Here is a 22,750-nt window from a genome sequence, read left to right on the forward strand (position 1 = left end):
GCGGCAGAGCCAGTCTAATGAAGGTGTTCCCGCTGTCTAGCCTTTCATTGCATCAATCTGCACTGGATGTACTGCGGATTTCGCAGGCACTGGGCTCTTGTCCCTGCTCCGAGGGCTGCTGCTGGGGTCCGAAGGCCTGCGATGCGGGCGCGGATGCCGCCTCCTCACCGGCCACGAAAGCCTCGGGCCCGGGCTCGCTCTCCTGGGGTTCCTCTCCCAGCATCCGCCGGGCGGCGCCCCGGTGCAGCCGGGCGGCGGCGGGGTCGCCGAGGCGCTCCAGGGTGTCGGCGAGCCTGAGGTGCAGCGCGGCCTGCAACCGCACGTCCTCGGCGCGGCGCGCCCACTCGACCGCCTCCTGGCAGGTGCGCAGCGACTCCTCGAAGCGCCCCGCGTACTCCTGGACCCGCGCCAGCTCGCTGAGCGCCCGGGCGTAGGCGGGCACGTCGCCGGCCCTGCGGTATCCGGCGACGGCCGCCCGCCAGTGCCGCATGGCCTCGCCGTAGCGCCCGGCGTAGGTGTGCGCGGTGCCGATACGGCCGTACAGCCGGGCGGCGTCGTCGCGCTCGTCGCGGGCGAGGCGCTGGGCGAGGGCGCGGCCGAACCAGTCGGCGGCCCGGTCGTAGTCCCCCAGCTCCAGGTGGGCGCCGCCGATGGACTCCATGGCGCGGCCGGTGGCGTACGGGTCGTCGGCGGCGCGCCCGGCGTCCAGGGCGGCCCGGTAGCGCGTCAGGGCCTCGGCGGTGCGGCCGGTGCGGGCGTCGAGGTCGCCGAGGTTCAGCAGGGCGGCGGCCTTCTCGCGGGGCAGGTCGCGGCGCTCGGCGACGTCGAGGACCAGCCGGTGCACCCCGTACAGGTCGGCGGCCGCGGCCTGGGTGCCGAAGTGCGCGACCATGGCACGGACCAGCTGGGACATCAGGCGCCGCGCCAGCGTGTCCAGCTCCCCGTCGGCGACCGCGAGGCGGGCCGAGGCGAGCAGCGCGGGGCGGCGCAGGCGCAGCCAGTCGGCGGCGGCGCGCGGGGTGGGGAAGCGCAGCGAGCGCGGCATGCCGAGGAGCTTCTCGCGGGCCTGCGGGCTGTCGGTCTCGGTGATGGCGCGGCAGGACTGCAGCAGCCGTACCGTCCGCTCCAGCATGCGGGCGCGGGCCAGCAGGATCTCGGCCGGGCGGTCGTGGGCCTCGGTGAGGGCGCTCAGCAGCGGGTGCAGGCAGCCCGGCACCTCGTACTGCGGCACCGGCGAGTCCACGGCCCGCAGCAGGCCGAGCGCGACGAAGTCGTCCAGGGTGGTGCGGGCGCCGCCGACCGAGCAGCCGGCCAGCGCGGAGGCGGTGTGCGGGTCGACCAGGCCGGCCGGGGCGAGGCTGAGCAGGCGCAGCATCCGGGCAGTGGGACCGGGCAGCGCGGCGTGGGCGAGCCGGAAGACGCGCGTGAGGGGGGTGCCGTCGTCGCCCTCGGCGTGCAGCTGCTTGGCGAGGTCGGCGACGGCGGCCTTCGGGCGGGCGGCGAGCCAGCCACCGGCCAGTCTCAGCGCGGTGGGGTGGGCCTGGCACGCCTCGACCAGGTCCTCGGCGGCACGCGGGTCGACGGTCACGCGGACCGAACCGGTGTACCGGGACAGCAGCTCCACGGCCGACTTGGTGTCGAGGCCGCCCAGCGTGCAGGGCCGCACGTCGGCGATCCCGGTCAGCGGGCCCTCGGCGACGGCGACGACCAGGCAGTCGGGGCTGTCCGGGAGCAGGGCGTCGACCTGTTCGGCGTCGGCCGCGTCATCGAGCAGCAGCAGCGCCCTGCGGTCCGCCAGGGCGTCGCGCAGGGCCGCCGTGAGGTCGTCGTCGTCCGCTCCGGGCGGCGCGCTCACGTCGAGGGCGGTGAGCAGCTCACGGGCGGTGCGGCCGGTGGGCACGGGCGTGCCGTCGGGCTCGCTGAGGCGGGCGCGCAGCACCCCGTCGGGGTAACGCTCCGCAACCTGCTGCACGAGTTCCCCGGCCAGTGAGGTGCGGCCCGAGCCGGGCCTGCCCGCGATGAGCAGCACGCGTGCGCGTGGCGCCTTGCGGCCGGAGAGGGTGTCGAGGCCCGCGCGCTCGATGTCGGCGCGCAGTTCCTTCAACTCCCGTGTGCGGCCCAGGAACCGGCCCTCCGCAGCAGCGTGTCCGGACAGCTGCGCGCCGTCTGTGTCCACTGCCTGATCCGTCACGGGCCACACTCCCGTCCTACCGCACTCCGGGCGCCCGCCGGGACTCCGGATCGGGCTTTCCAGAGCCTAGTTCACGCTCTGCGACGAACCGTGGGGAGCGCGGCGGACACGTCCCCCGATCGGATCAGCCGATGGTCACACGATGGAGGTATGCGGAGGTGCGGATGCGGGCGTCCCGGGATACGAAGGACGCCCGCGCAGGACGGCTCAGGCCTCGAAGGGGCGCGCCGGCCAGGGCGCCAGCGCCGGGCGCAGCGCCTCGATCCCGTCGCCGGCGCGCGCGGCCACCAGCGACAGCACGCCGACGACCAGGCAGTTGTTGTGCAGCTCGCCCGCCAGCACCCCGCGCACGAGGTCCTCGAGGGGCACCCGCGCCAGCTCCATGTCGGCCTCTTCGTCCTCGACCGCGAAGCGCTCCCCCTCGGCCTCGGACAGCCCGCGCGCGAGGAAGATCCGTACGGCCTCGTCGCAGCCACCGGGGGTGGTGTACACGTCGGTCAGGACGCGCCAGTCCTCGGCCTTGACGTGGGCCTCCTCGTACAGCTCGCGCTGGGCGGCGTGCAGCGGGTTCTCGCCGGGGACGTCCAGCAGCCCGGCCGGGATCTCCCACAGCTTGTGCCGGACGGGGTGGCGGTACTGGCGCAGGACCAGGACACGGTCCGCGTCGTCGAGGGCGAGGACGGCGACCGAGCCGGGGTGGACCTGGTAGTCGCGGGTGACGACCGTGCCGTCGGGCATGACCACGTCGTCCGTGCGGACGGAGGTCTTGTTGCCCACGAAGGGGGTCTCCGTCGCCCGGATCTCCCACTCCTCGGGAATGTCCTTGATCGTCATGCCCTGATTGTCCTTCCACACGTACGACGGCCGGGTGCGCGCCCCGTGAACAGGCGCGCCCCGGCCACCGTACAACCGGCGTGCTACTTGCCCTGCTGCCGCTCGACCGCCGCCTTGACCAGGCCGGCGAACAGCGGGTGCGGACGGGTGGGGCGGGAGCGCAGCTCGGGGTGCGCCTGCGTGGCGACCAGGTACGGGTGGACCTCGCGCGGGTACTCCACGTACTCGACGAGCTTGCCGTCCGGCGACGTGCCCGAGAAGAGGATGCCCGCCTGCTTCTCCAGCTCGGTGCGGTAGGCGTTGTTCACCTCGTAGCGGTGCCGGTGGCGCTCCTCGACGTACTCCTTGCCGTCGTACACCTCGCGCACGATGGAGCCCTCGGCAAGCTTGGCCGGGTACATGCCGAGCCGCATGGTGCCGCCCATGTCGCCCTCGCCCGCCACGATGTCGAGCTGCTCGGCCATGGTGGAGATGACCGGGTGGGCGGTGGCCGGGTCGAACTCGGTGGAGTTGGCGTCCGAGATGCCGGCCAGGTTGCGGGCCGCCTCGATCACGATGCACTGCAGGCCGAGGCAGAGGCCCAGCAGCGGGATCTTGTTCTCGCGGGCGTACTTGATCGCGCCGACCTTGCCGAGCACGCCCCGGTCGCCGAAGCCGCCGGGGATGCAGATGCCGTCCACGTCCTCCAGCTGGGCCTTGGCGCCGACCGGGGTCTTGCAGTCGTCCGAGGTGACCCACTTGATCTTCACGCGGGCCTTGTGGGCGAAGCCGCCCGCGCGCAGCGCCTCGGTGACCGACAGGTAGGCGTCCGGCAGGTCGATGTACTTGCCGACCAGGGCCAGGGTGATCTCGTGGTCCGGGTTGTGGACCCGGTCCAGCAGGTCGTCCCACGTGGTCCAGTCGACATCGCGGAAGGGCAGGTCCAGCTTGCGGACGACATAGGCGTCGAGCCCTTCCGAGTGCACCACCTTCGGGATGTCGTAGATCGAGCGGGCGTCGGGGCAGGCGACCACGGCTGCCTCGTCGACGTCGCACATCAGGGAGATCTTGCGCTTGATGGCGGTGGGGACCTCGCGGTCGCAGCGCAGCACGATGGCGTCCGGCTGGATGCCGATGTTGCGCAGCGCCGCGACCGAGTGCTGGGTGGGCTTCGTCTTCAGCTCGCCCGACGGCCCGATGTAGGGCAGCAGGGAGATGTGGACGACGAACACGTTGTCCCGGCCGACCTCGTGCCGCACCTGGCGGACGGTCTCCAGGAAGGGCAGCGACTCGATGTCGCCGACCGTGCCGCCCACCTCCGTGATCACGACGTCGACCTCGTCCGTCGCCATGCGGCGGATGCGGTGCTTGATCTCGTTGGTGATGTGCGGGATGACCTGCACCGTGTCGCCCAGGTACTCGCCGCGCCGCTCCTTGGCGATGACCGTCGAGTAGACCTGCCCTGTAGTGACATTGGCCGTGCCGTCCAAGTCACGGTCGAGGAAGCGCTCGTAGTGTCCGATGTCGAGGTCGGTCTCGGCACCGTCGTTCGTGACGAACACCTCACCGTGCTGGAAGGGGTTCATCGTGCCCGGATCGACGTTCAGGTACGGGTCGAGCTTCTGCATGACGACGCGCAGGCCGCGGGCCTTGAGCAGCATGCCGAGGCTGGAGGCCGTCAGGCCCTTGCCGAGAGAGGAGGCGACACCCCCCGTGACGAAGATGTGCTTGGTCGTCGAGGATTTGGGCGGCATGGCCAAGAGGGGGCTCCCGTGGTCGCGGTTCGGTTTGCGGTTCGGGGGTTTCTCGCCCACCGGTCCACGGGCTACCAGGGTATCAGCGCCGGGCACCGAAGGCGTCCGGCCACGCTGCGCACACGGACCGACACGTACGCGCGACATTCAACGCTTTCGCACCCGTGGCTCACCCTTTCGGCGTAGCCCCGTTCCCCAGAGCGGCACACAGAGCATCTACGTGCGTCGTATCCTGCTCGGACATCGCTGCCGAGCCCGGCCGGCAAAACGGCACCACCCCCGCCCGTGAGCCCCGGAACAACGAGAGCTCGTCAGTTCGTTGAGCAATAATTGTGGTTTTGCCCCACAGCGGGGCAACTGCTTTGCTTCGTCGCTCAACAACGCACTACAACGACCCCTTGACCGCATCAGCGACAGCCCCACCACGGGGCGACGTGGCCGTTCGACTGGAGTTGCACGTGGCCGGGCGCATCGAAGACTACGCACTCATCGGAGACATGCAGACCGCCGCCCTGGTCTGCCGGGACGGCACGGTCGACTGGCTGTGCCTGCCCCGCTTCGACTCGCACGCCATCTTCGCCGGTCTGCTGGGCACCGAGGACCACGGCTTCTGGCGGATCGGCCCCGCGCACGCGCCGGACGAGGAGCCGCCCCGGGCCGCCCGGCGCAGCTACCGCGGCGACTCGCTCGTCCTGGAGTCGGAGTGGGACACCGGTCGCGGAACGGTCCGCGTGACCGATTTCATGCCCCCGCGTGACGGCGCCCCGCAGCTGATCCGCATCGTGGAGGGCGTCTCGGGCCGCGTGAAGATGCGCTCGGCCCTGCGGATGCGGTTCTCCTACGGGCGCGTGGTGCCGTGGGTGCACAAGCACGAGGGGCGCACGGTCGCCGTGGCGGGCCCGGACTCGGTGTGGTTCGACACACCCACCGAGACCTACGGCAAGTCGCTCACCACGTACTCGGACTTCACGGTCGCGCCGGGTGACCGGATCGCGCTCACCATCTCGTGGCAGCCCTCGCACAAGGAGCCGCCGCCGCTGCCGGAGCCGGAGCAGTCCCTGGAGGCGACGGAGGACTTCTGGCGCGAGTGGGTCGAGCACTGCACGTACCACGGCCCCTACCGGGAGGCCGTGGTCCGCTCCCTGATCACGCTCAAGGCGCTGACGTACGCGCCGACCGGCGGCATCGTCGCCGCGCCCACCACCTCCCTGCCGGAGGACATCGGCGGCGTGCGCAACTGGGACTACCGCTACACCTGGCTGCGGGACGCGGCGATCACCCTGTCGTCGCTGCTGCGCACCGGCTACCGCGAGGAGGCCCGCGCCTGGCGCGAGTGGCTGCTGCGCGCGGTGGCGGGCGACCCGGAGAACCTGCAGATCATGTACGGCATCGCCGGCGAGCGCGAACTCGGGGAGGCGGAGCTGGACTGGCTGCCCGGCTACGAGAACTCCGCGCCGGTCCGGGTCGGCAACGGCGCCGCGCACCAGCTCCAGCTCGACGTGTACGGCGAGGTCACCGAAGCTCTGCACCTGGCCCACATGACGGGCCTGGCCCGCAACGACTACGCCTCGCTGCTCCAGCTGAAGCTGATCCGCTACCTGGAGAAGCACTGGCAGGAGCCGGACGAGGGCATCTGGGAGGTGCGCGGTCCGCGCCGCCACTTCGTGCACTCCAAGGTGATGGCCTGGGTCGCCGTCGACCGCACCATCAAGCTGATCGAGTCCGGGGACGCCGACGGCCCGCTGGAGGAGTGGAAGCAGCTGCGCGACGACATGCACCGGGACGTGTGCGAGAAGGGCTACGACAAGGAACGCAACACGTTCACGCAGTCGTACGGCTCGAAGGAACTCGACGCGTCGCTGCTGCTGATCCCGCAGATGGGCTTCCTGCCGCCGGACGACAAGCGCGTCATCGGCACCATCGAGGCGATCCAGCGGGAGCTGTCCACGCCGGACGGCTTCATCCTGCGCTACCCGACCGAGGGCGACCACGCGGGCGTCGACGGACTGCCCGGCGACGAGGGCGCCTTCCTGGCCTGCTCGTTCTGGATGGCCGACGACCTGGCGATGATCGGCCGCGTGGACGAGGCGCGCAAGCTGTTCGAGAAGCTGCTGTCGCTGCGCAACGACCTCGGTCTGCTGGCGGAGGAGTGGGACCCGCGCCTCAAGCGCCAGGTCGGCAACTTCCCGCAGGCCTTCAGCCACGTGCCGCTGATCGACACGGCGCTGCGGCTGACGGCGTCCGGGGCGTACGGGGGCTGAGCGGGCGTCCGCCGGGGGCCCGCCCGGCACGGGTCCCCGGTTGCGCCGGGGCCCGTGCCGCCGGCCGCGGCCCTCACCTCCCTGGCCGCTCGCCCGCCGCGAGATGCCGCCGGGGCCCGCGCGCGGGTAGCGTCCGGCCCATGGACAGCGGCAGGGACAGGGGATTCGACACCCACGGCGCAGGGATCACCGTGCGGCGGGCACTGGAGCTGCCCGGACTGCGCAGCGGGCTGCCCGAGATCCTCGCGGGCGGCGACCGGCTGGGCAGGACCGTGCGCTGGGTGCACGCGGGCGAGGTGCCCAACATCGCGTCGCTGCTGAAGGGCGGCGAACTGCTGCTGACCACGGGCTACGGGCTCGGCGCCCGCCCGGCCGAACAGCGCGCGTTCGTGCGCACGCTGGCCGAGCGCGGCATCGCCGCCCTCGTGGTGGAGCTGGGCCCGCGTTTCGCGCGGCTGCCCGCCGCGCTCGTCGACACGGCACGGGCGACCGGGCTGCCGCTCGTCCAACTGCACCGCGAGGTGCCGTTCGTGACGGTCACGGAGGAGATCCACACCGAGATCGTCAACGGGCACTACGCGCTGCTGCAGCGCGCCGAGGAGGTGCACCGCCGCTGCACACAGGCCCTGCTGGGCGGCGGCGGAGTGCCGCAGGTGCTCGGCATTCTGGCCGACTTCGGCGGCAACCCGGTCTTCCTGGAGACGGCGGACGGTCAGCTCCTGTACGCCGCCGGGGCCGGGCCCGAGGGCGCGGAGCCGTTGCAGGTGTGGGAGGGCCTGCGCGGCCAGCACAAGGACGTGCCGCCGCCCGCGGGTTCGGTGCTGGTGGACGTGCCCGGCGGCGGGCCGGGCGCGGGTTCGGTGCGGGCGCGCCTGGCGCTGCTGCCGGTGCGGTCGCCGCTCGCGCCGGTGCACCGGATGGCGGCGGAGCGGGCGGCGGGCATCCTCGCCGTGGTGCTGATGCAGGCCCGCCAGGAGGAGGAGCTGGCGGCGCGCGGGCGCGGCGACTTCCTGACCGACCTCGCGGAGGGCCGTATCCCGGCCGAGGAGGCTCCGGCGCAGGCACGGGTGCTCGGGTTCAAGCCGGGCGACGGCCCGCTGCTGCCGGTGGTGATGCGGCTCGGCGACGCGCTGCACCCGGGCGGGCGCTGGGCGGTGCTGGCCCGCGCGGTGGCGGAGGAGCTGGCCTCGGTGGGCGTGCCCGTGCTGCTGGGCGTGCGGCCGGTGGAGGGGCGGGTGCCGCTGCTGCTGGGCCTGCGCTCGGAGTCGGACCGGCCGGCGCTCGCGGACCGGGTCGCGGCGGCACTCCGGGCGGGTGTGGAGCGAGCCGGGATGCAGCGGCCGGGGGCGCAGCCGCCCGTCGTGGTCGTCGGGGTGGCCGGCGGCTGGGCGGCGGCGTCGGCGGGGCTGCGGCACGCGGCGGAGACGGCGACCGCGGCGCAGGGGCTGCCGGACCGGCCCTGGTACGACGCCCGGCGCCTGGACATCGACCTGCTGCTGTGGCGGCTGCGCGACCATCCCGACCTGGCGGCCTTCGTGGACCGGGCGATCGGCCCGCTCCACGACCACGACCACCGCTCGAAACCGCCGCTGCTGCCCACCCTGGAGACGTACCTCGCGCATGCGGGCCGCAAGGCGGAGACGGCACGCGAGCTGCACCTGAACCGCCAGACGCTCTACAACCGCCTGGCCCGCATCGGCGAGCTGCTGGGCACCGACCTGGAGGACCCGCAGACGGTCCTGGCCCTCAGCCTCGCCCTGCGGGCACGGCGGCACGTGGCACAGCGGGGCTGAGGGCGGGAGGACCGCGGGTGCGGCTCGGGGACCCGGAGTTCGCGGGCGGGCGCTCACGACTGGCGCCGCAGGGGCGAGGGCCGCGGGTGCGGACCTGGCGGCCTGAAGGTCCGCAGGCGGGGACGACGGCCGACACCGCAGGGACGGGGGCGCGGATGCGGCTCGGGAGCCCAGAGTCCGCGGGCGGGCTCACGGACCGCACCGCAGAGGCGAGGACCGGGGATGCGGACCGGGCGGCCAGACGTCCGCAGGCGGGGACGACGATCAGCGCCGCAGGGGCCGCGGATGCGGCTCGGGGGCCCAGGGTCCGCGGGCGGAGACGACGGTCGGCGCCGCGAAGGCGATCGGCGCCGCGAAGGGCGGCCGTCGGCGCCCGGCGATCAGCGGGGCGTCCGTCCACCCGGAGACGACCTGCCGCGACCTGCCAAGGCAACGGGGTCGCTCACACCAGCGGCCTGGGCTGCGTCAGTTCGTCGTACACGCTCAGCACCTGGGCGACCGTCTCGTCCTCGGTCGGCCACGTGGCCGCCTGCCGGGCACCCCGGCCGCTGAGCAGCCTCCGGCGCCCGGGGTCGTCCAGCAGCCGGACGACGGCCCGCGCCAGCTCCTCCGACTTGCCGGCCGGGACGAGTTCGGCGGCGTCGCCGACGAGTTCGCGGATGCCGGCGGTGTCGGCGGCGACGAGCGGCACGCGCGCGTGGAGGGCTTCCTGCGCGAGCACGGACCGGCACTCCCGGCTGCCGGGCAGCAGCGCGAGGTCGGCGGCGGCGAGCAGGGCGGTAAGGTCGTCGCGCCGCCCGAGGAGCCGCACCGGCAGCTTCTCGCGCTCGATGCGGCACTGGAACGCGCCGCGCAGCGGCCCCTCCCCCGCGATCGCGACGAGTGGCGCCGGGTCGAGCCGGCGCCACGCGCGGGAGGCGTCCAGCAGGGCGTCGTACCCCCGGTACGCGTCGAGGGCACCGGCGGCCATCAGCAAGGGACGGTCCATGGCGCCCACTTCGGCCCGGACCTTGGCGCGTCGTCCCTCGGAGCCGTCGGGGTCATCGGTCCTGCGGGGCCGGGGCAGGGCGACGGCGGCCAGCCGCGCGTCACGGGCGCCCGTCCGGCGTGCCAGGTCGACGAGGTACGAGGTGGTGCCGAGCACGACGGTGGCGGCCCTGGCGACGCGCCGCTCCAGCAGGCGCAGCAGGTGGGCGCGGGCTCCCTCGGCGCGGGGGCGGTTGTGCCAGGTGACGACGAACGGGACGGGCCGTCCGCTGAGCGCGAGCGCCGTGCGGAACGAGGCGTGCAGCCCGTGCGCGTGCACCAGGTCGGCGTTCGCGCAGGCGGCCCGCAGCGCGGTCACGGACGCCGGGTCGCTGCTGCGGGGCACGTGCACGTGGTCGGCGCCGACGCCGGCGAAGTCGTAGGTGCGAGCGGCCTCAAGGGGGGCGCACACGGTGACTTTCACGCCCCGTGCGACGAGGCCCGCGGCCAGGGAACGCACGTGGGCGCTGCAGCCGGCGTTGCCTCCGCCCAGCACCTGCACGGTGCGCAGCGGCGACTGGCCGTGCGGCGAGGGGCTGCTCACGGGGGTCACGTGGCCGGGGCTCCTGGTTCGGCGTCGGGCGGTCACGAAGAACGTACAGAAGGATCGCGTACCGGGGGTGCAGGGCGCGATGCGTCCGTGTACACCGCCAAGGATGCCAGCACGTACGCGTGTTCCGGGCACGCCGGGGGCGCGAGGCCCTCCGCCCCGTCCCCCCGGCTCACCCGCACGAGTGACTCAAGCGCACCTGCGCCCGAGCCCACGCCGGCGGCGCCGAGCACCGCGCCCGACGCCCCGGTGAGTCACCCGTACGCGCTCCATCCGCAGACCGCTGGGAAGCCACAAGGCCAGGGCCGCTAGACCTCGGCCCGGGCCGTCTCCAGGAGTTCCTCCGCGTGGGCGCGGGCCGTCTCCGAGTTCTCCTGGCCGGCCAGCATCCTGGACAGTTCCCGGATGCGTTCCTCCCCTTCGAGGACCTTCACGCCGGACCGGGTCACCGAGCCGTCGCTGGTCTTCTCCACCAGCAGCTGCCGGTCGGCGAAGGCCGCCACCTGCGGCAGGTGGGTCACCACGACGACCTGCGCGGTCTTCGCCAGCCGTGCGAGCCGCCGCCCGATCTCCACGGCCGCCTTGCCGCCGACCCCCGCGTCGACCTCGTCGAAGAGATACGTCGGCACCGGATCGGTCCCCGCGAACACCACCTCGACCGCGAGCATCACGCGCGACAGCTCACCGCCCGAGGCGCCCTTGGCGATGGGCCGCGGCGGAGCCCCCGGGTGCGGCGCGAGCAGCAGCTCGACCTCGTCGGCGCCCGCCGGCCCGTACGCGACCGGGCGCCCGCCGACCACGACGCCCTCGGGGTCCTCGGTCTGCCGGATGTCGAAGGACACGCGCGCGTGCGGCATGGCGAGCGAGGCCAGCTCGGCGGTCACGGCGGCGGCGAACCGCTCGGCGGCGTCCGTCCGCGCGTCCGTCAGCGCCTGCGCGAGGCCGCCCAGTTCGGCACGGAGCGCGTCCCGTTCGGCGGTCAGCTCCCCGATCCGCTCGTCGTCGCCGTCCAGCTCGGTCAGCCGCTGGGCGCCGCGCTCGGCCCACTCCAGCACGGCCGCGACGTCCTCGCCGTACTTCCGGGTCAGCCCGGTCAGCGCGGCCCGCCGCTCCTCCACGGCCGCCAGCCGCAGCGGATCGGCGTCCAGGTCGTCGGCGTACCCGGCCAGCTCCCCCGCGACGTCCCGCAGCAGGATCCCGACCTCGCTGATCCGGTCGGCGAGCGCGGCCAGCGCCGGGTCGTGCGACCGTACGGCGTCCAGGGCCCGCTGCGCGCCCGCGACGAGCGTGCCGGCGTCGACACCCTCGGGGTCCTCCGGGTTGCCCGCGAGCGCGGCGTGCGCGGCGGTCGCCGCCGACGCCAGCGCCTCCGCGTGCCCGAGCCGCTCGGCCTCCTCCGCCAGTTCCACGTCCTCACCGGCGCGCGGCTCGACGGCCGCGATCTCCTCCAGCCCGTAGCGCAGCATGTCGGCCTCCTGGGCCCGCTCACGCGCACGCGTGGTGATCTCCTCCAGCTCGGCGGAGACGGCCCGCAGCCGCTTGTAGGCCTCGGTGTACTTGGCGAGCGGCACGGCGACCGCGTCCCCGGCGTACCGGTCGAGCGCCTGCCGCTGCCGGGACAGCTTCAGCAGCCCTTGCTGGTCGGTCTGCCCGTGCACGGCCACCAGCTCGTCCGCGAGCTCGGCCAGCACCCCCACGGGCACACTGCGTCCGCCGAGGTGCGCCCGGGACCGCCCTTCCGCGGAGACGGTACGGCTGACCAGCAGCGCCCCGTCGTCCAGCTCGGCGCCGGCCTCCTCGGCGCGCAGGGCGACGGCGGCGTCCGGGGGCACGGTGATGCGCCCCTCCACGACCGCCTTCCCGGCGCCGATCCGCACCAGCGCCGGGTCCGCGCGCCCACCGAGCAGCAGTCCGAGGCTGGTGACCACCATGGTCTTGCCGGCACCCGTCTCGCCGGTGACGGCGGTGAAGCCGGGCGACAGCTCGACGACAGCGTCGTCGATGACTCCGAGCGACCGTATCCGCATCTCCTCAAGCACGCACCCGACCATACGAGGTCCGGGAGGGCGATGGCGACGGGCCCCGCCCTCGGGGGTCACCCGACGGAGTGGCGACGCCGGAAAGGGGCGCGGGCGACTGCGCGACGAGCCATGGCGCAGCCGCACCCACCCACGGTCCGCGAACGGGCCCTCGCAGGCCCCTAGTGCGGCGCCCCCCGCCACCCGGAGACCGGCAGCGCGAACTTCGCCACCAGCCGGTCCGTGAACGACGCGTGATGCAGCCGGGCCAGCCGCACCGGCACGGTCCCCCGCCGCACCTCCACCCGCGCCCCCGGCGGCAGCTCCACGGTCCGCCGCCCGTCGCACCACAGCACCCCCGGCGGGACGTGCGGCAGCACCTCCACGGCCAGCACCGAGTCCGGCGACGTCACCAGCGGCTTGGCGAACAGCGCGTGCGCCGAGATCGGCACCATCAGCAGCGCCTCCACCTCGGGCCACACCACCGGGCCGCCCGCGGAGAACGCGTACGCCGTCGACCCGGTCGGTGTCGCACACACGATCCCGTCGCAGCCGAAGCCGGTCACCGGCCGCCCGTCGATCTCCAGCACCACTTCCAGCATCCGCTCGGCGGACACCTTCTGCACGGCCGCCTCGTTCAGCGCCCAGTCGGTGTGCACGATGTCGCCGTTGCGGTGCACGACGACGTCGACGGTCATGCGCTCCTCGACCTCGTACTCCTTGCTCACCACCCGGTCGACGACCTTGTCCAGGTCGTCCCGCTCGGCCTCGGCGAGGAACCCGACCCGCCCGAGGTTGACGCCGAGCATGGGCACCCCGGAGGCGCGGGCGAACTCGGCGCCGCGCAGCAGCGTGCCGTCCCCGCCCAGCACGATGAGCAGCTCGCAGTCGTCCAGGCACTGCGCGGTGGCGTCCTTGACGGTCTCCACCTCGTCCGGCAGCGGCAGGTCGACCGCCTCGGCCTCCAGCACCCGCACGCCGAGCCCGGAGCGCAGCAGCCCTTTGACCACCAGTTCGGCGCTGCGGATCGCCGCGGGCCGCCCGGTGTGGGCCAGCAGGAAAACAGTACGTGCCCGGTTCTGTGTCAACGCGGCCCCTCCGCCACTGCGCGGTCAACGTCGGCCGGGTCCAGTTCCGGAGCCCCGGCCCGCAGCCACAGGAAGTATTCGACATTGCCCGAGGGGCCGGGCAGCGGACTGGCGGTGACCCCGCACACCCCGAGTCCCTGTTCCCGGGCGCGCGCGGCGACCCCGCGCACGGCCTCGGCGCGCAGCTCCGGGCTGCGCACGACACCACCGCTGCCGAGCCGCTCCTTGCCCACCTCGAACTGCGGCTTGACCATCATCACCAGGTCCGCGCCCGGCGCCGCGCACCGCACGAGGGCGGGCAGCACCAGCCCGAGCGGGATGAAGGACAGGTCCCCCACGACGAGGTCCACCGGCTCCCCGTCGATCGCCTCCAGGGTCAACTCGCGTACGTTGGTACGGTCCTTGACGGTGACGCGTTCATCGCTCCGCAGGGACCAGGCGAGCTGCCCGTATCCGACGTCGACGGCGACGACGTGCCGGGCGCCCGCCCGCAGGAGTACGTCGGTGAAGCCGCCGGTGGAGGCGCCGGCGTCCAGGGCCCGGCGGCCCTCGACGACCAGGCCCCGCGGCACGAAGGCGGCGAGCGCCCCGGCGAGCTTGTGGCCGCCGCGGGAGACGTAGTCGGGGTCGCTGTCGTCCTTGGCCACGACGATCGCGGCGGCGGTCTCCACCTGGGTGGCGGGCTTGGTCGCGACGGTCTTGCCGACGGTGACGCGCCCGGCCGCGATCAGCTGCCCGGCGTGCTCCCGCGAGCGCGCCAGCTTCCGGCGGACCAGCTCCGCGTCCAGACGGCGGCGTGCGACTCCTGCCACGTTCGGTTCAGCTCCCCTGTCGGTGGTACGTCGATGGGGGGACCGGAGGTCCCGGGCGGGCGTCGAGCGCGGTGAGCGCGTCGCGCAGCCCCCGGTGTACATCCTCGTACACCTCGGTGTGACCGTCGGTGGCGAGGTGGTCGGCGTCGGCCAGCCGCTCCAGCAGGGCGTCCACATCGGCGTTGCCGGTGGGGGTGCGGGGGACGTGCAGCGGGGCGGTGGCGGCCGGGTCGTGGCCGGCCGGGTCCGGTGCCGTCACGTCGGCCGGTTCCTGGGGCGTCTGCTGCTCCGGGACTGCGTCGTTCATGCCCCGACGCTACCGCGTGGCCCTGGGGTACCGTCGGCCGTGATGGCGACGATCGAGGAGTGCCGCGCGGCACTGGAGAAGCTTTCGGACAGCATGAGCGGCGCCGAGGGCGACGTGCGCGAGGCCGCCGCCCTGGACCGCACCGTGAGCTGCCGGATCACCGACCTGGACGTCACGTTCGTCGGGCGTCTCGGCGGCGGCCGGATCGAGGTGGACGACACGGTCGAGGGCCCGCCTCCCACCAGGGCGCAGATCCGCCTCGCCCTGACCGGCGACGACCTCGTGGCGCTGGTCGACGGCGACCTGCACTTCGCCAAGGCGTGGGGCTCGGGCCGGGTGAAGCTGGAGGCCGGCCTGTTCGACCTGTTCCGGCTCAGGAAGCTCCTGTAGCCGCGAGGCGTGCCTTGCGCGCGGCGGGCACCACCAGCGGCGTGCCCGTCTCCGGGTCGTCGATGACCTGGCAGCGCAGCCCGAACACCTCCTCGACCAGCTCGGCGGTGACGATGTCGTTCGGCGCGCCCTGGGCGACGACCTGCCCGCCGCGCAGCGCGACGAGGTGGGTGGCGTACCGGGCGGCGTGGTTGAGGTCGTGCAGCACGGCGACGAGGGTGCGGCCCTGCTCCTCGTGCAGCTCGGCGCACAGGTCGAGGACGTCGATCTGGTGCTGGATGTCCAGGTACGTCGTCGGCTCGTCGAGCAGCAGCAGCGGCGTCTGCTGGGCGAGCGCCATGGCGATCCACACGCGCTGGCGCTGGCCGCCGGACAGCTCGTCGACGTAGCGGTCGGCGAGTTCGGCGACGCCGGTCTGCGCCATCGACTCCCGTACGACGCGTTCGTCCTCGGTGGACCACTGCCGCAGGATGCCCTGGTGCGGGTAGCGGCCGCGGCCCACGAGGTCGGCGACGGTGATGCCGTCGGGGGCGATGGAGGACTGGGGCAGCAGCCCGAGGGTCCGCGCGACCTTCTTCGCCGGCATCGACTGGATGACCTGCCCGTCGAGCAGCACCCGGCCCTCGCTGGGCCTGAGCATCCGCGACAGCGCGCGCAGCAGGGTGGACTTGCCGCAGGCATTGGGGCCGACGATCACCGTGAAGGAGTGGTCGGGTATCTCCACCGACAGCTGCTCGGCGATGACGCGCTGGTCGTAGGCGAGGGTGACGTTCTCGGCGGACAGGCGGTTCACGGTGCTCCTTGGGTTGTTCGGCCCGCTGCTGGTGTGGCTGCCGGTGCTGCCGGCGCTCATATCCGGCCCGCCTTGCGTTCGGTGACCAGCAGCCAGAGCAGGTAGACACCGCCGAGGACGCCGGTGACCACGCCCACCGGCAGCTGGTCGGCGCCGAAGGCCCGCTGCGAGGCCCAGTCCGCGGTGACGAGGAGGGCGGCGCCCATGCACATCGCGGGCAGCAGGTTCGGTCCGGGCGAGCAGGTCAGGCGCCGGGCCAGCTGGGGCGCGGTGAGCGCGACGAAGCCGACCGGGCCCGCGGCGGCGGTGGCGGACGCGGTGAGCAGGACGGCGGCGACCATCAGCAGCGCCCGCACCCGCTCGACGCGCACCCCGAGGGCGTACGCGACGTCGTCGCCCATCTCCATCATCCGCAGGCCGCGCGCGTTGGCGAGGACGAGCGGCACGAGGACGGCGCACAGCGCGAGCAGCGGCCAGAACTGCTCCCAGCCGCGGCCGTTGAGGGAACCGGTCATCCACACGACGGCCCGGGCCGCGTCGACCAGGTCGGCCTTGGTGAGCAGATAGCCGTTGACCGCGGTGGCGATCGCGCTGACACCGATACCGACCAGGACCAGCCGGTAACCGTGCACGCCCTGCTTCCAGGCCAGCAGATAGATGGCGAGACCGGTCGCCAGCCCGCCCACGAGCGCGCCGAGCGTGACCTGGGCGGCGCTGCCGGAGAACAGCACGATCATCACGAGCGCGCCGGCCGTCGCGCCCTGGCCGAGGCCGAGGACGTCCGGACTGCCCAGCGGGTTGCGGGAGACGGACTGGAACAGCGCGCCGCCGAGCCCCAGCGAGGCCCCGACCAGCAGGCCCACCAGGACCCGCGGCAGCCGCAGTTCGTTGACGATGAACTCCTGGCCCGCGTTGCCCTGCCCGGCGAGCGTCTTGAGCACGTCGGCCACGCCGATGGGGAAGTCGCCGGTGCCGATCAGCACGACGCTCGCGGCGAACGCGGCCACCAGCAGCAGGACGACGACGGTCAGGGCGCGCACGTCGAGCCGGACCGACAGGCCGCCCGGGGTGCGCACCGCACGGTTGGTCTTCACAGCTGCGCCGTCCTCCGCCGTCGTACCAGAAGAATGAAGACCGGTCCGCCGAGGATCGCGGTCACGATGCCGACCTGGAGCTCCGAGGGCCGGGCGACGATCCGGCCGAGCACGTCCGCGCCGAGCAGCAGCACGGGCGCCAGGAGCGTGGCGTGCGGCAGGATCCAGCGCAGGTCGGGTCCGGTGAAGGAGCGCACGACGTGCGGCACCATCAGCCCGACGAACACGATCGGCCCGCACGCGGCGGTCGCCGCCCCGCACAGCACGGTCGCGGCCAGCATGGACAGCGCCCGGGTGCGGTTCAGGTTGGCGCCGAGGGCCTTGGCGGTGTCGTCGCCCATGGCCATGGCGTTGAGCGGGCGGGCCAGGCAGAGCGCCAGGACCGTACCGACCGCGAGGAACGGCAGCACCTGGCTGACGGTCGCGTCGGTCGCGGACGACAGCGAACCCACCGTCCAGAAGCGCATCTTGCCGAGCGCCGCACTGTCCATGATCATCACGGCTTGGAGGTATCCGTACAGCGCGGCGCTGATCGCCGTGCCGGCGAGCGCGAGCCGCACGGGGGTGGCGCCGCGGCTGCCGCCCAGGAACCACACCAGCGCGCCCACGGCCGCGGCACCGAAGAAGGCGAACCACACGTAGCCGCTCAGGCTCGTGACGCCGAAGTACGTGATGGCGGTGACCACGGCGGCCGAGGCGCCGGCGTTGATGCCGAGCAGTCCGGGGTCGGCCAGCGGATTGCGGGTGAGCGCCTGGAGCACGGCACCGGCGAGGCCGAGCGCGGCGCCGGCGAGCAGGCCGAGGACCGTGCGCGCCAGCCGCTCGTCGACGACGACGTCGCCGTACGTGCCGGAACTCTCGAACAGGCCGTGCCAGACCTGTTCCAGGGTCAGCTCTTTCGCGCCGACCGCGAGGCTCGCCACCGCGACGAGCATCAGGATCAGGACGGAGACGAGCAACCCGAAGGAACGTATCGCCCGGCGGGTGGGGGGCGCGGGGGCGGTCTCCGCGCGCTGTTCGGGAGGACTGTCGACCAACACGCAGTTAGGTTAGCCTACCCTCGCAATCCGCCGATCCCGAGGCGCCGACACCTCTTAGCCACGCCCGAGACACGTCACCGCCCAGTGACCGTGCCGGGGCGCCGTCACCACCCAGTCACCATCCCGAGCCACCGTCACCTCGGGCCCCCGGCACCACCGCCCAGCTCAGTGCCCCCTGCCCCGAAGGGCCGGACGCCCTGTCACATCCCCAGTCGCGCCAGCGCCTTCCCCGCGTCCAGCCCGCACACCCCGTCCCCGGCCACCGTCCAGGCCGCCGCGCACAGCGCCCGCAGCCCGTCCGGCGCGCTGCCGTCACCGTCCAGTTCCAGCCGCTCGCCGTCGGCCCGCGCCGTCCAGCCACCGCACCGGAACCCGCCGTCGACGGCCGCCACCTCCGGCTGCCCCGTGAGCAGACCGCGCAGATCAACGTCGACGTACGTCGGCCGGTGCTGCGGCGGCGCGGCCAGCAACTGCGCGCCGTCCGTCACGCCCGTCATCACGAGCAGCGAGTCGACACCTCCGTTGAACGCGCCCTCGATGTCGGTGTCCAGCCGGTCCCCGACCACCAGCGGCCGCCGCGACCCCGTGCGCAGGATGCTCTCCCGGTGCATCGGAGGCAGCGGCTTGCCCGCGACCTGCGGCTCGGCCCCGGTGGCGATCCGGACGACCTCCACCGCCGCGCCGTTGCCCGGCGCGATGCCCCGCGCGCTCGGAATCGTCAGGTCCGTGTTGGACGCGAACCAGGGCACCCCGCGCGCGATGGCGTAACAGGCCTCGGCGAACCGCCCCCAGGGCAGCTCCGGGCCGCCGAACCCCTGCACCACGGCCGCCGGATCGTCGTCCGCGGACTCCACGGGCTCCAGACCGCGTTCCCGCAGCGCCACCCGCAGCCCTTCACCGCCGACCACCAGCACCCGCGCCCCCGCGGGCACCTGCTCCGCGATCAGCCGGGCGACCGCCTGCGCCGACGTGATGACATCGGCGGCCACCGCCGGTATCCCCAGCTCGGTCAGATGCGCGGCCACCGCGTCCGGCGTCCGCAGCGCGTTGTTCGTGACGTACGCCAGGCGCATCCCGCCGGCCCGCGCCGTCCCGAGCGACCCGACCGCGTGCTCGATCGCGCCGCCCCCCGCGTACACCACCCCGTCCAGGTCGAGCAGCGCCGTGTCGTACGCCTCGCTCAGGGCCTGCCCACTGGCATCGGGCCTCGTCCTGACGCTCTGGCTCATTCCCCATCGCTCCTCGTTCGCTCGCCTTTCCCCCGATCATCCCGCATGCCACTGACACACGTACGATGCCGGGATGAACCCAGCAGGTCACTCGGAAGCAACGACGCGCCGGGGCCTGGAACTCACCCCGTTCCGAGGCCTGCGCTACGACCCCGACCGGGTCGGCAGTCTCGCCGCCGTGACATCCCCGCCCTACGACGTCGTCGTCCGCCCCGACGGCCTGCACCACCTCCAGTGCGCCGACCCGCACAACATCGTCCGGCTGATCCTCCCGCAGGCCGCCACGTCCGGCGCCCGCAACGAACAGGCCGCCGACACCCTGCGCCGCTGGCGCTCCGAGGGCATCCTGACCACGGACCCCGAGCCGGGCCTGTACGTCTACGAGCAGAGCGACGGCGACGGCCTGGTCCAGCGCGGCGTCATCGGCACGCTGCGCGTGACCGACCCGGCGGACCAGGTGGTCCTGCCGCACGAGGACGTCATGCCGCACATCGTCGCCGACCGCGCCGACCTGATGCGGGCCACCTCCGCCAACCTGGAGCCGCTGCTCCTGACGTACCGCGGCGACGGCCCCGCCTCCGCCACCGCCCAGCTGATCGAGCGGACCGCCGACCGGCCCCCGCTGCTCGCCACCACCACCGAGGACGGCCACCACCACCGCCTCTGGTCGGTCACCGACCCCGCCGACGTGGCCAAGGTCCAGGCCGACCTCGCCCAGCACCAGGCGCTCATCGCCGACGGCCACCACCGCTGGGCCACCTACCGCCGGCTGCGCGCCGAGCACCCCTCCCCCGGCCCCTGGGACCACGGCCTGGTCCTGCTGGTCGACACGGCCCGCTACCCGCTGCGCGTCCGCGCCATCCACCGCCTCCTGCACGGCCTGCCGGTCGCGGACGCGCTGGCCGCCCTCGACGGCCTGTTCCGGGTACGCCGCCTGGACGTGCCGCTGCCCGACGCCATGGCCGCCCTCGCCGACGCGGCCGGGACCGGCAACGCGTTCCTGCTGGCGGGCGACGGCGCCTTCCACCTCGTGGACCGGCCCGACCCGGAGCTGCTGGCCCGCACCATCCCCATGGACCGGCCGATGGCGTGGCGCACCCTCGACGCGACGGTCCTGCACGCCACGCTCCTCGCCCACGTCTGGCGCATCCCCGAGGACTCCCCGGCACACATCGCCTACATCCACGACACGGCCGCCACGGTCCGCAAGGCAGAACGCGACGGCGGTACGGCCGTCCTGATGCACCCGGTCCACGAGGACGTGGTCCGCGACCTGGCCCGCCAGGGCGTGACGATGCCCCGCAAGTCAACGTCGTTCGGCCCGAAACCGGCCTCGGGCCTGGTACTGCGGGCGCTGGACGCCTGACGCCAGGCGCAACACACGAAGGGGCGGGACCCTCCCGGATCCCGCCCCCCCATGTCACTGATCGCGGACGTCAGTCCTCGTCACGCCTCTCGACAACGGCCCCCGCGTCCTCGACCTGACCCTGACCCTGGTCCTGATCCGGTTCCTGGGCGTGCACCTGGTCCTCGACCTCGCTCTCGTCGAGTGCGTCCACGAACTCCACCCCGTCCAGCGCCGCGAGCCGGTCCGAGGCGTCCGTGCTGCCGTCCCGGTCGGACTCCACGGCCTTCGCGAACCACTCCCGCGCCTCACCGCTGCGCCCGGCCGCGAGCAGCGCGTCGGCGTACGCGTAGCGCAGCCGCGCGGTCCACGGCTGGACGGAGCTGGAGGCCAGCTCGGGGCTCTGCAAGGTCACGATGGCCGCGTCGAGCTGCCCCATGTCACGCCGCGCTCCGGCCGCGACGAGCCGCATCTCGACCTGCCCGGCCTTGTCCAGCTTGTGCACCTCGGGAGCCCCGGCCATGTCCAGCGCCTTCTCGGGCCGCCCGAGCCCGCGCTCGCAGTCGGCCATGACCGGCCACAGCTCCACGCTGCCCGTCATCCGCCGCGCGGCCCGGAACTCGGCGAGCGCCTCCCCGTACTTCTGGTTGGCGTACGCCGCGAACCCGGCCGCCTCCCGTACGGCAGCGACCCGCGAGGCCAGCCGCAGGGCGATCCTGGAGTAGCCGTAGGCGCCCTCGGGGTCCTCGTCGATCAGCCGCGCGACCATCACCAGGTTCTTGGCGACGTCCTCGGCGAGCGTCTTCGGCAGGCTCTGCAGCTCCTGCCGCACGTCCTTGTCGATCTCGTCGCCGGTCACGTCCTCGGGGATGGGCAGCCGCTTGATCGGCTCCCGGTCCCGGTCCCGCTCGTCACGGAACCGGCCGCCACCGCCGCCACGCCGGTCGTCCCGACGGTCGTCCCGCCTGTCGTCCCGTCCACGGAACCCACCGGGCCGCCCGCCCCGGTCGTCCCGACGCGGCCCACGGCCACCACGGTCGTCCCGTCCCCCGCGGAACCCACCGCGCTCACCCTCGTCCCGACGGAAGCCACCCCGCTCACCACGGTTGTCATCCCGACGGAAACCACTCCGGGGCCCACGGTCGTCGCCCCGACGGTCATCACGCCGGTCGTCGCGACGGACATCACGCCGGTCGTCCACCCGACGGTCGTCGCGGCGATCATCACGGCGGTCGTCCCGCCTGTCGTCACGGCGGAAACCACCACGGTCGTCCCGCCGGAAACCGCGGTCCCGGTCGTCACGCCGATCGTCACTACGACGGTCGTCCCGCCTGTCGTCACGCCTGTCATCGCGGCGGAAACCGCCACGGTCGTCCCGCCTGTCATCCCGACGGTCGTCCCGCCTGTCGTCACGCCGGAAGCCACCGCCGCGAGGTCCCCGATCGTCGCTGCGACGGTCGTCCACCCGACGGTCGTCGCGGCGACCGTGACCCCCGCCGCCCCCGCCGCGGTTGTCGTCGCGCCGGAAGGTGGGACGGTCACCGCGCGCACCACGGTCACCGCGGTCGTCACGGCGGTCGTCCCGCCTGTCGTCACGGCGGTCGTCGCGACGGAAACTACCGCTGCGAGGCGCACGGTCGTCGCGGCGCGGCCCACGGTCCCGGTCGTCCCGCCGGCCGAACCCGCCACCACGGTTGTCGTCACGCCGGAACCCACCACCACGCTCACCACGGTCGTCACCACGACGCTCGTCGCTACGACGGTCATCGCCGCGACGGTCGTCCCGCCTGTCGTCACGCCGGTCATCGCGTCGGAAACCACCACGGTCGCCTTCACGACGGCCGTATCCACCACGGTCGTTGTCACGCCGGTCGTTGTCGCGGCGGTCGTTGTCCCGACGGAAGCCGCCACGGTCTCCGCGCTGACCACCACGATCACTACGGACGCCGCGGTCACCACTGTCCCGTCGCCGCTGGTCGCGCTCCGGTCGGTCGTCGGGAGAGTTGGTGGACATGGTGACTCCTGTCATCGGTACTGCAAGTCATTCTCACGCGGCCGGGTACCCGGCGCGCTGTGGATGGTGTTGTGTTCAAGACAGCAAAAAGGACCCCTGGTCCCAGCTGTACGCTGGTGACCAGGGGTCCTTCCAAAGATTGTTCGGCGGCGTCCTACTCTCCCACAGGGTCCCCCCTGCAGTACCATCGGCGCTGTAAGGCTTAGCTTCCGGGTTCGGAATGTAACCGGGC

At 73.6% G+C, this 22,750-nt stretch carries 18 protein-coding genes and 1 rRNA gene; 4 read left to right on the plus strand and 15 right to left on the minus strand.

Going from position 1 to position 22,750, the window contains the following annotated elements:
- Window positions 1-52: 52 nt before the first annotated feature.
- The 3 genes from AB0M97_RS21150 to AB0M97_RS21160 all read right to left on the minus strand — a co-directional run bounded on the left by AB0M97_RS21150 (window position 53) and on the right by AB0M97_RS21160 (window position 4,758).
- Window positions 53-2,191 (minus strand): tetratricopeptide repeat protein, encoded by a 2,139-nt coding sequence (locus tag AB0M97_RS21150; RefSeq protein ID WP_365962458.1) that lies wholly within the window; start codon window positions 2,189-2,191, stop codon window positions 53-55.
- A gap of 207 nt (window positions 2,192-2,398) precedes the next feature.
- Window positions 2,399-3,025, minus strand: coding sequence for an NUDIX hydrolase (locus tag AB0M97_RS21155; RefSeq protein ID WP_365962459.1), 627 nt, complete (start codon window positions 3,023-3,025; stop codon window positions 2,399-2,401).
- An 83-nt stretch (window positions 3,026-3,108) separates the two neighbouring features.
- Window positions 3,109-4,758 carry a CTP synthase gene (locus AB0M97_RS21160; protein WP_365962460.1) on the minus strand — a complete coding sequence of 550 codons (1,650 nt, stop codon included), beginning with the start codon at window positions 4,756-4,758 and terminating at the stop codon, window positions 3,109-3,111.
- A 458-nt stretch (window positions 4,759-5,216) separates the two neighbouring features.
- On the opposite strand from AB0M97_RS21160, the gene AB0M97_RS21165 reads away from it, so the two are divergent.
- Both AB0M97_RS21165 and AB0M97_RS21170 read left to right on the plus strand, forming a co-directional pair.
- Complete coding sequence (locus AB0M97_RS21165; RefSeq protein ID WP_365962478.1) at window positions 5,217-7,019, plus strand: glycoside hydrolase family 15 protein; 1,803 nt, start codon at window positions 5,217-5,219, stop codon at window positions 7,017-7,019.
- A 140-nt stretch (window positions 7,020-7,159) separates the two neighbouring features.
- A complete protein-coding gene (locus AB0M97_RS21170) occupies window positions 7,160-8,812 on the plus strand; it encodes a PucR family transcriptional regulator ligand-binding domain-containing protein (RefSeq protein WP_365962461.1) in 1,653 nt (550 codons plus the stop codon).
- A gap of 442 nt (window positions 8,813-9,254) precedes the next feature.
- On the opposite strand, the gene AB0M97_RS21175 is transcribed toward AB0M97_RS21170, so the two are convergent.
- From AB0M97_RS21175 to AB0M97_RS21195, 5 genes are all read right to left on the minus strand, one after another.
- Window positions 9,255-10,391, minus strand: coding sequence for a glycosyltransferase family 4 protein (locus AB0M97_RS21175; protein WP_365962462.1), 1,137 nt, complete (start codon window positions 10,389-10,391; stop codon window positions 9,255-9,257).
- Between the two features lie 305 nt (window positions 10,392-10,696).
- Entirely contained in the window at window positions 10,697-12,439 is a 1,743-nt protein-coding gene (recN, locus tag AB0M97_RS21180; RefSeq protein ID WP_365962463.1) for a DNA repair protein RecN, read from the minus strand.
- 149 nt (window positions 12,440-12,588) lie between these two features.
- Window positions 12,589-13,494, minus strand: a complete 906-nt coding sequence (locus AB0M97_RS21185; RefSeq protein ID WP_365962464.1) for an NAD kinase — start codon at window positions 13,492-13,494, stop codon at window positions 12,589-12,591.
- On the minus strand, window positions 13,491-14,306 hold the full coding sequence (locus AB0M97_RS21190; protein ID WP_365962465.1) for a TlyA family RNA methyltransferase: 816 nt from the start codon (window positions 14,304-14,306) through the stop codon (window positions 13,491-13,493). The genes AB0M97_RS21185 and AB0M97_RS21190 overlap by 4 nt, the downstream gene beginning before the upstream one ends.
- Window positions 14,307-14,313: 7 nt before the next feature.
- Window positions 14,314-14,613, minus strand: a complete 300-nt coding sequence (locus AB0M97_RS21195) for a hypothetical protein (protein ID WP_365962466.1) — start codon at window positions 14,611-14,613, stop codon at window positions 14,314-14,316.
- A 42-nt stretch (window positions 14,614-14,655) separates the two neighbouring features.
- On the opposite strand from AB0M97_RS21195, the gene AB0M97_RS21200 reads away from it, so the two are divergent.
- Window positions 14,656-15,003: a sterol-binding protein gene (locus AB0M97_RS21200; RefSeq protein ID WP_365962467.1), complete on the plus strand. Its 348-nt coding sequence runs from the start codon at window positions 14,656-14,658 to the stop codon at window positions 15,001-15,003.
- Here the strand turns inward: AB0M97_RS21200 and AB0M97_RS21205 are convergent.
- The 4 genes from AB0M97_RS21205 to AB0M97_RS21220 all read right to left on the minus strand — a co-directional run bounded on the left by AB0M97_RS21205 (window position 14,987) and on the right by AB0M97_RS21220 (window position 19,159).
- A complete protein-coding gene (locus AB0M97_RS21205) occupies window positions 14,987-15,856 on the minus strand; it encodes an ABC transporter ATP-binding protein (protein WP_365962468.1) in 870 nt (289 codons plus the stop codon). The genes AB0M97_RS21200 and AB0M97_RS21205 overlap by 17 nt on opposite strands.
- Entirely contained in the window at window positions 15,853-16,890 is a 1,038-nt protein-coding gene (locus tag AB0M97_RS21210; protein ID WP_365962469.1) for an iron chelate uptake ABC transporter family permease subunit, read from the minus strand. The genes AB0M97_RS21205 and AB0M97_RS21210 overlap by 4 nt, the downstream gene beginning before the upstream one ends.
- Window positions 16,887-17,930 carry an iron chelate uptake ABC transporter family permease subunit gene (locus AB0M97_RS21215; protein WP_365962470.1) on the minus strand — a complete coding sequence of 348 codons (1,044 nt, stop codon included), beginning with the start codon at window positions 17,928-17,930 and terminating at the stop codon, window positions 16,887-16,889. Before AB0M97_RS21215 ends, AB0M97_RS21210 begins: the two co-directional genes overlap by 4 nt.
- Window positions 17,931-18,130: 200 nt before the next feature.
- A complete protein-coding gene (locus AB0M97_RS21220; protein ID WP_365962472.1) occupies window positions 18,131-19,159 on the minus strand; it encodes an HAD hydrolase-like protein in 1,029 nt (342 codons plus the stop codon).
- A 73-nt stretch (window positions 19,160-19,232) separates the two neighbouring features.
- Between AB0M97_RS21220 and AB0M97_RS21225 the strand changes: the two genes are divergently transcribed.
- Window positions 19,233-20,525 carry a DUF1015 domain-containing protein gene (locus AB0M97_RS21225; RefSeq protein WP_365962473.1) on the plus strand — a complete coding sequence of 431 codons (1,293 nt, stop codon included), beginning with the start codon at window positions 19,233-19,235 and terminating at the stop codon, window positions 20,523-20,525.
- Between the two features lie 70 nt (window positions 20,526-20,595).
- Here AB0M97_RS21225 and AB0M97_RS21230 read toward each other — a convergent pair whose 3' ends face one another.
- From AB0M97_RS21230 to rrf, 3 genes are all read right to left on the minus strand, one after another.
- Window positions 20,596-21,381, minus strand: a complete 786-nt coding sequence (locus tag AB0M97_RS21230) for a hypothetical protein (protein WP_365962479.1) — start codon at window positions 21,379-21,381, stop codon at window positions 20,596-20,598.
- On the minus strand, window positions 21,360-22,460 hold the full coding sequence (locus AB0M97_RS21235; RefSeq protein ID WP_365962474.1) for a hypothetical protein: 1,101 nt from the start codon (window positions 22,458-22,460) through the stop codon (window positions 21,360-21,362). Before AB0M97_RS21235 ends, AB0M97_RS21230 begins: the two co-directional genes overlap by 22 nt.
- A 199-nt stretch (window positions 22,461-22,659) precedes the next feature.
- A 5S ribosomal RNA gene (gene rrf, locus AB0M97_RS21240) occupies window positions 22,660-22,750 on the minus strand; the annotation flags it as partial.

It is taken from the genome of Streptomyces sp. NPDC051207, from assembly GCF_040682395.1.
In the GTDB taxonomy this organism is placed as follows: domain Bacteria; phylum Actinomycetota; class Actinomycetes; order Streptomycetales; family Streptomycetaceae; genus Streptomyces.

What these genes read in the sequence shown, in the direction of transcription:
- AB0M97_RS21155 (WP_365962459.1), bottom strand. Translation starts at nt 3,025, where the DNA reads ATGACGATCAAGGACATTCCCGAGGAGTGGGAGATCCGGGCGACGGAG.
- AB0M97_RS21160 (WP_365962460.1), bottom strand. Translation starts at nt 4,758, where the DNA reads ATGCCGCCCAAATCCTCGACGACCAAGCACATCTTCGTCACGGGGGGT.
- AB0M97_RS21170 (WP_365962461.1), top strand. Translation starts at nt 7,160, where the DNA reads ATGGACAGCGGCAGGGACAGGGGATTCGACACCCACGGCGCAGGGATC.
- recN (WP_365962463.1), bottom strand. Translation starts at nt 12,439, where the DNA reads ATGGTCGGGTGCGTGCTTGAGGAGATGCGGATACGGTCGCTCGGAGTC.
- AB0M97_RS21195 (WP_365962466.1), bottom strand. Translation starts at nt 14,613, where the DNA reads ATGAACGACGCAGTCCCGGAGCAGCAGACGCCCCAGGAACCGGCCGAC.
- AB0M97_RS21200 (WP_365962467.1), top strand. Translation starts at nt 14,656, where the DNA reads ATGGCGACGATCGAGGAGTGCCGCGCGGCACTGGAGAAGCTTTCGGAC.
- AB0M97_RS21205 (WP_365962468.1), bottom strand. Translation starts at nt 15,856, where the DNA reads ATGAGCGCCGGCAGCACCGGCAGCCACACCAGCAGCGGGCCGAACAAC.
- AB0M97_RS21220 (WP_365962472.1), bottom strand. Translation starts at nt 19,159, where the DNA reads ATGAGCCAGAGCGTCAGGACGAGGCCCGATGCCAGTGGGCAGGCCCTG.
- AB0M97_RS21225 (WP_365962473.1), top strand. Translation starts at nt 19,233, where the DNA reads ATGAACCCAGCAGGTCACTCGGAAGCAACGACGCGCCGGGGCCTGGAA.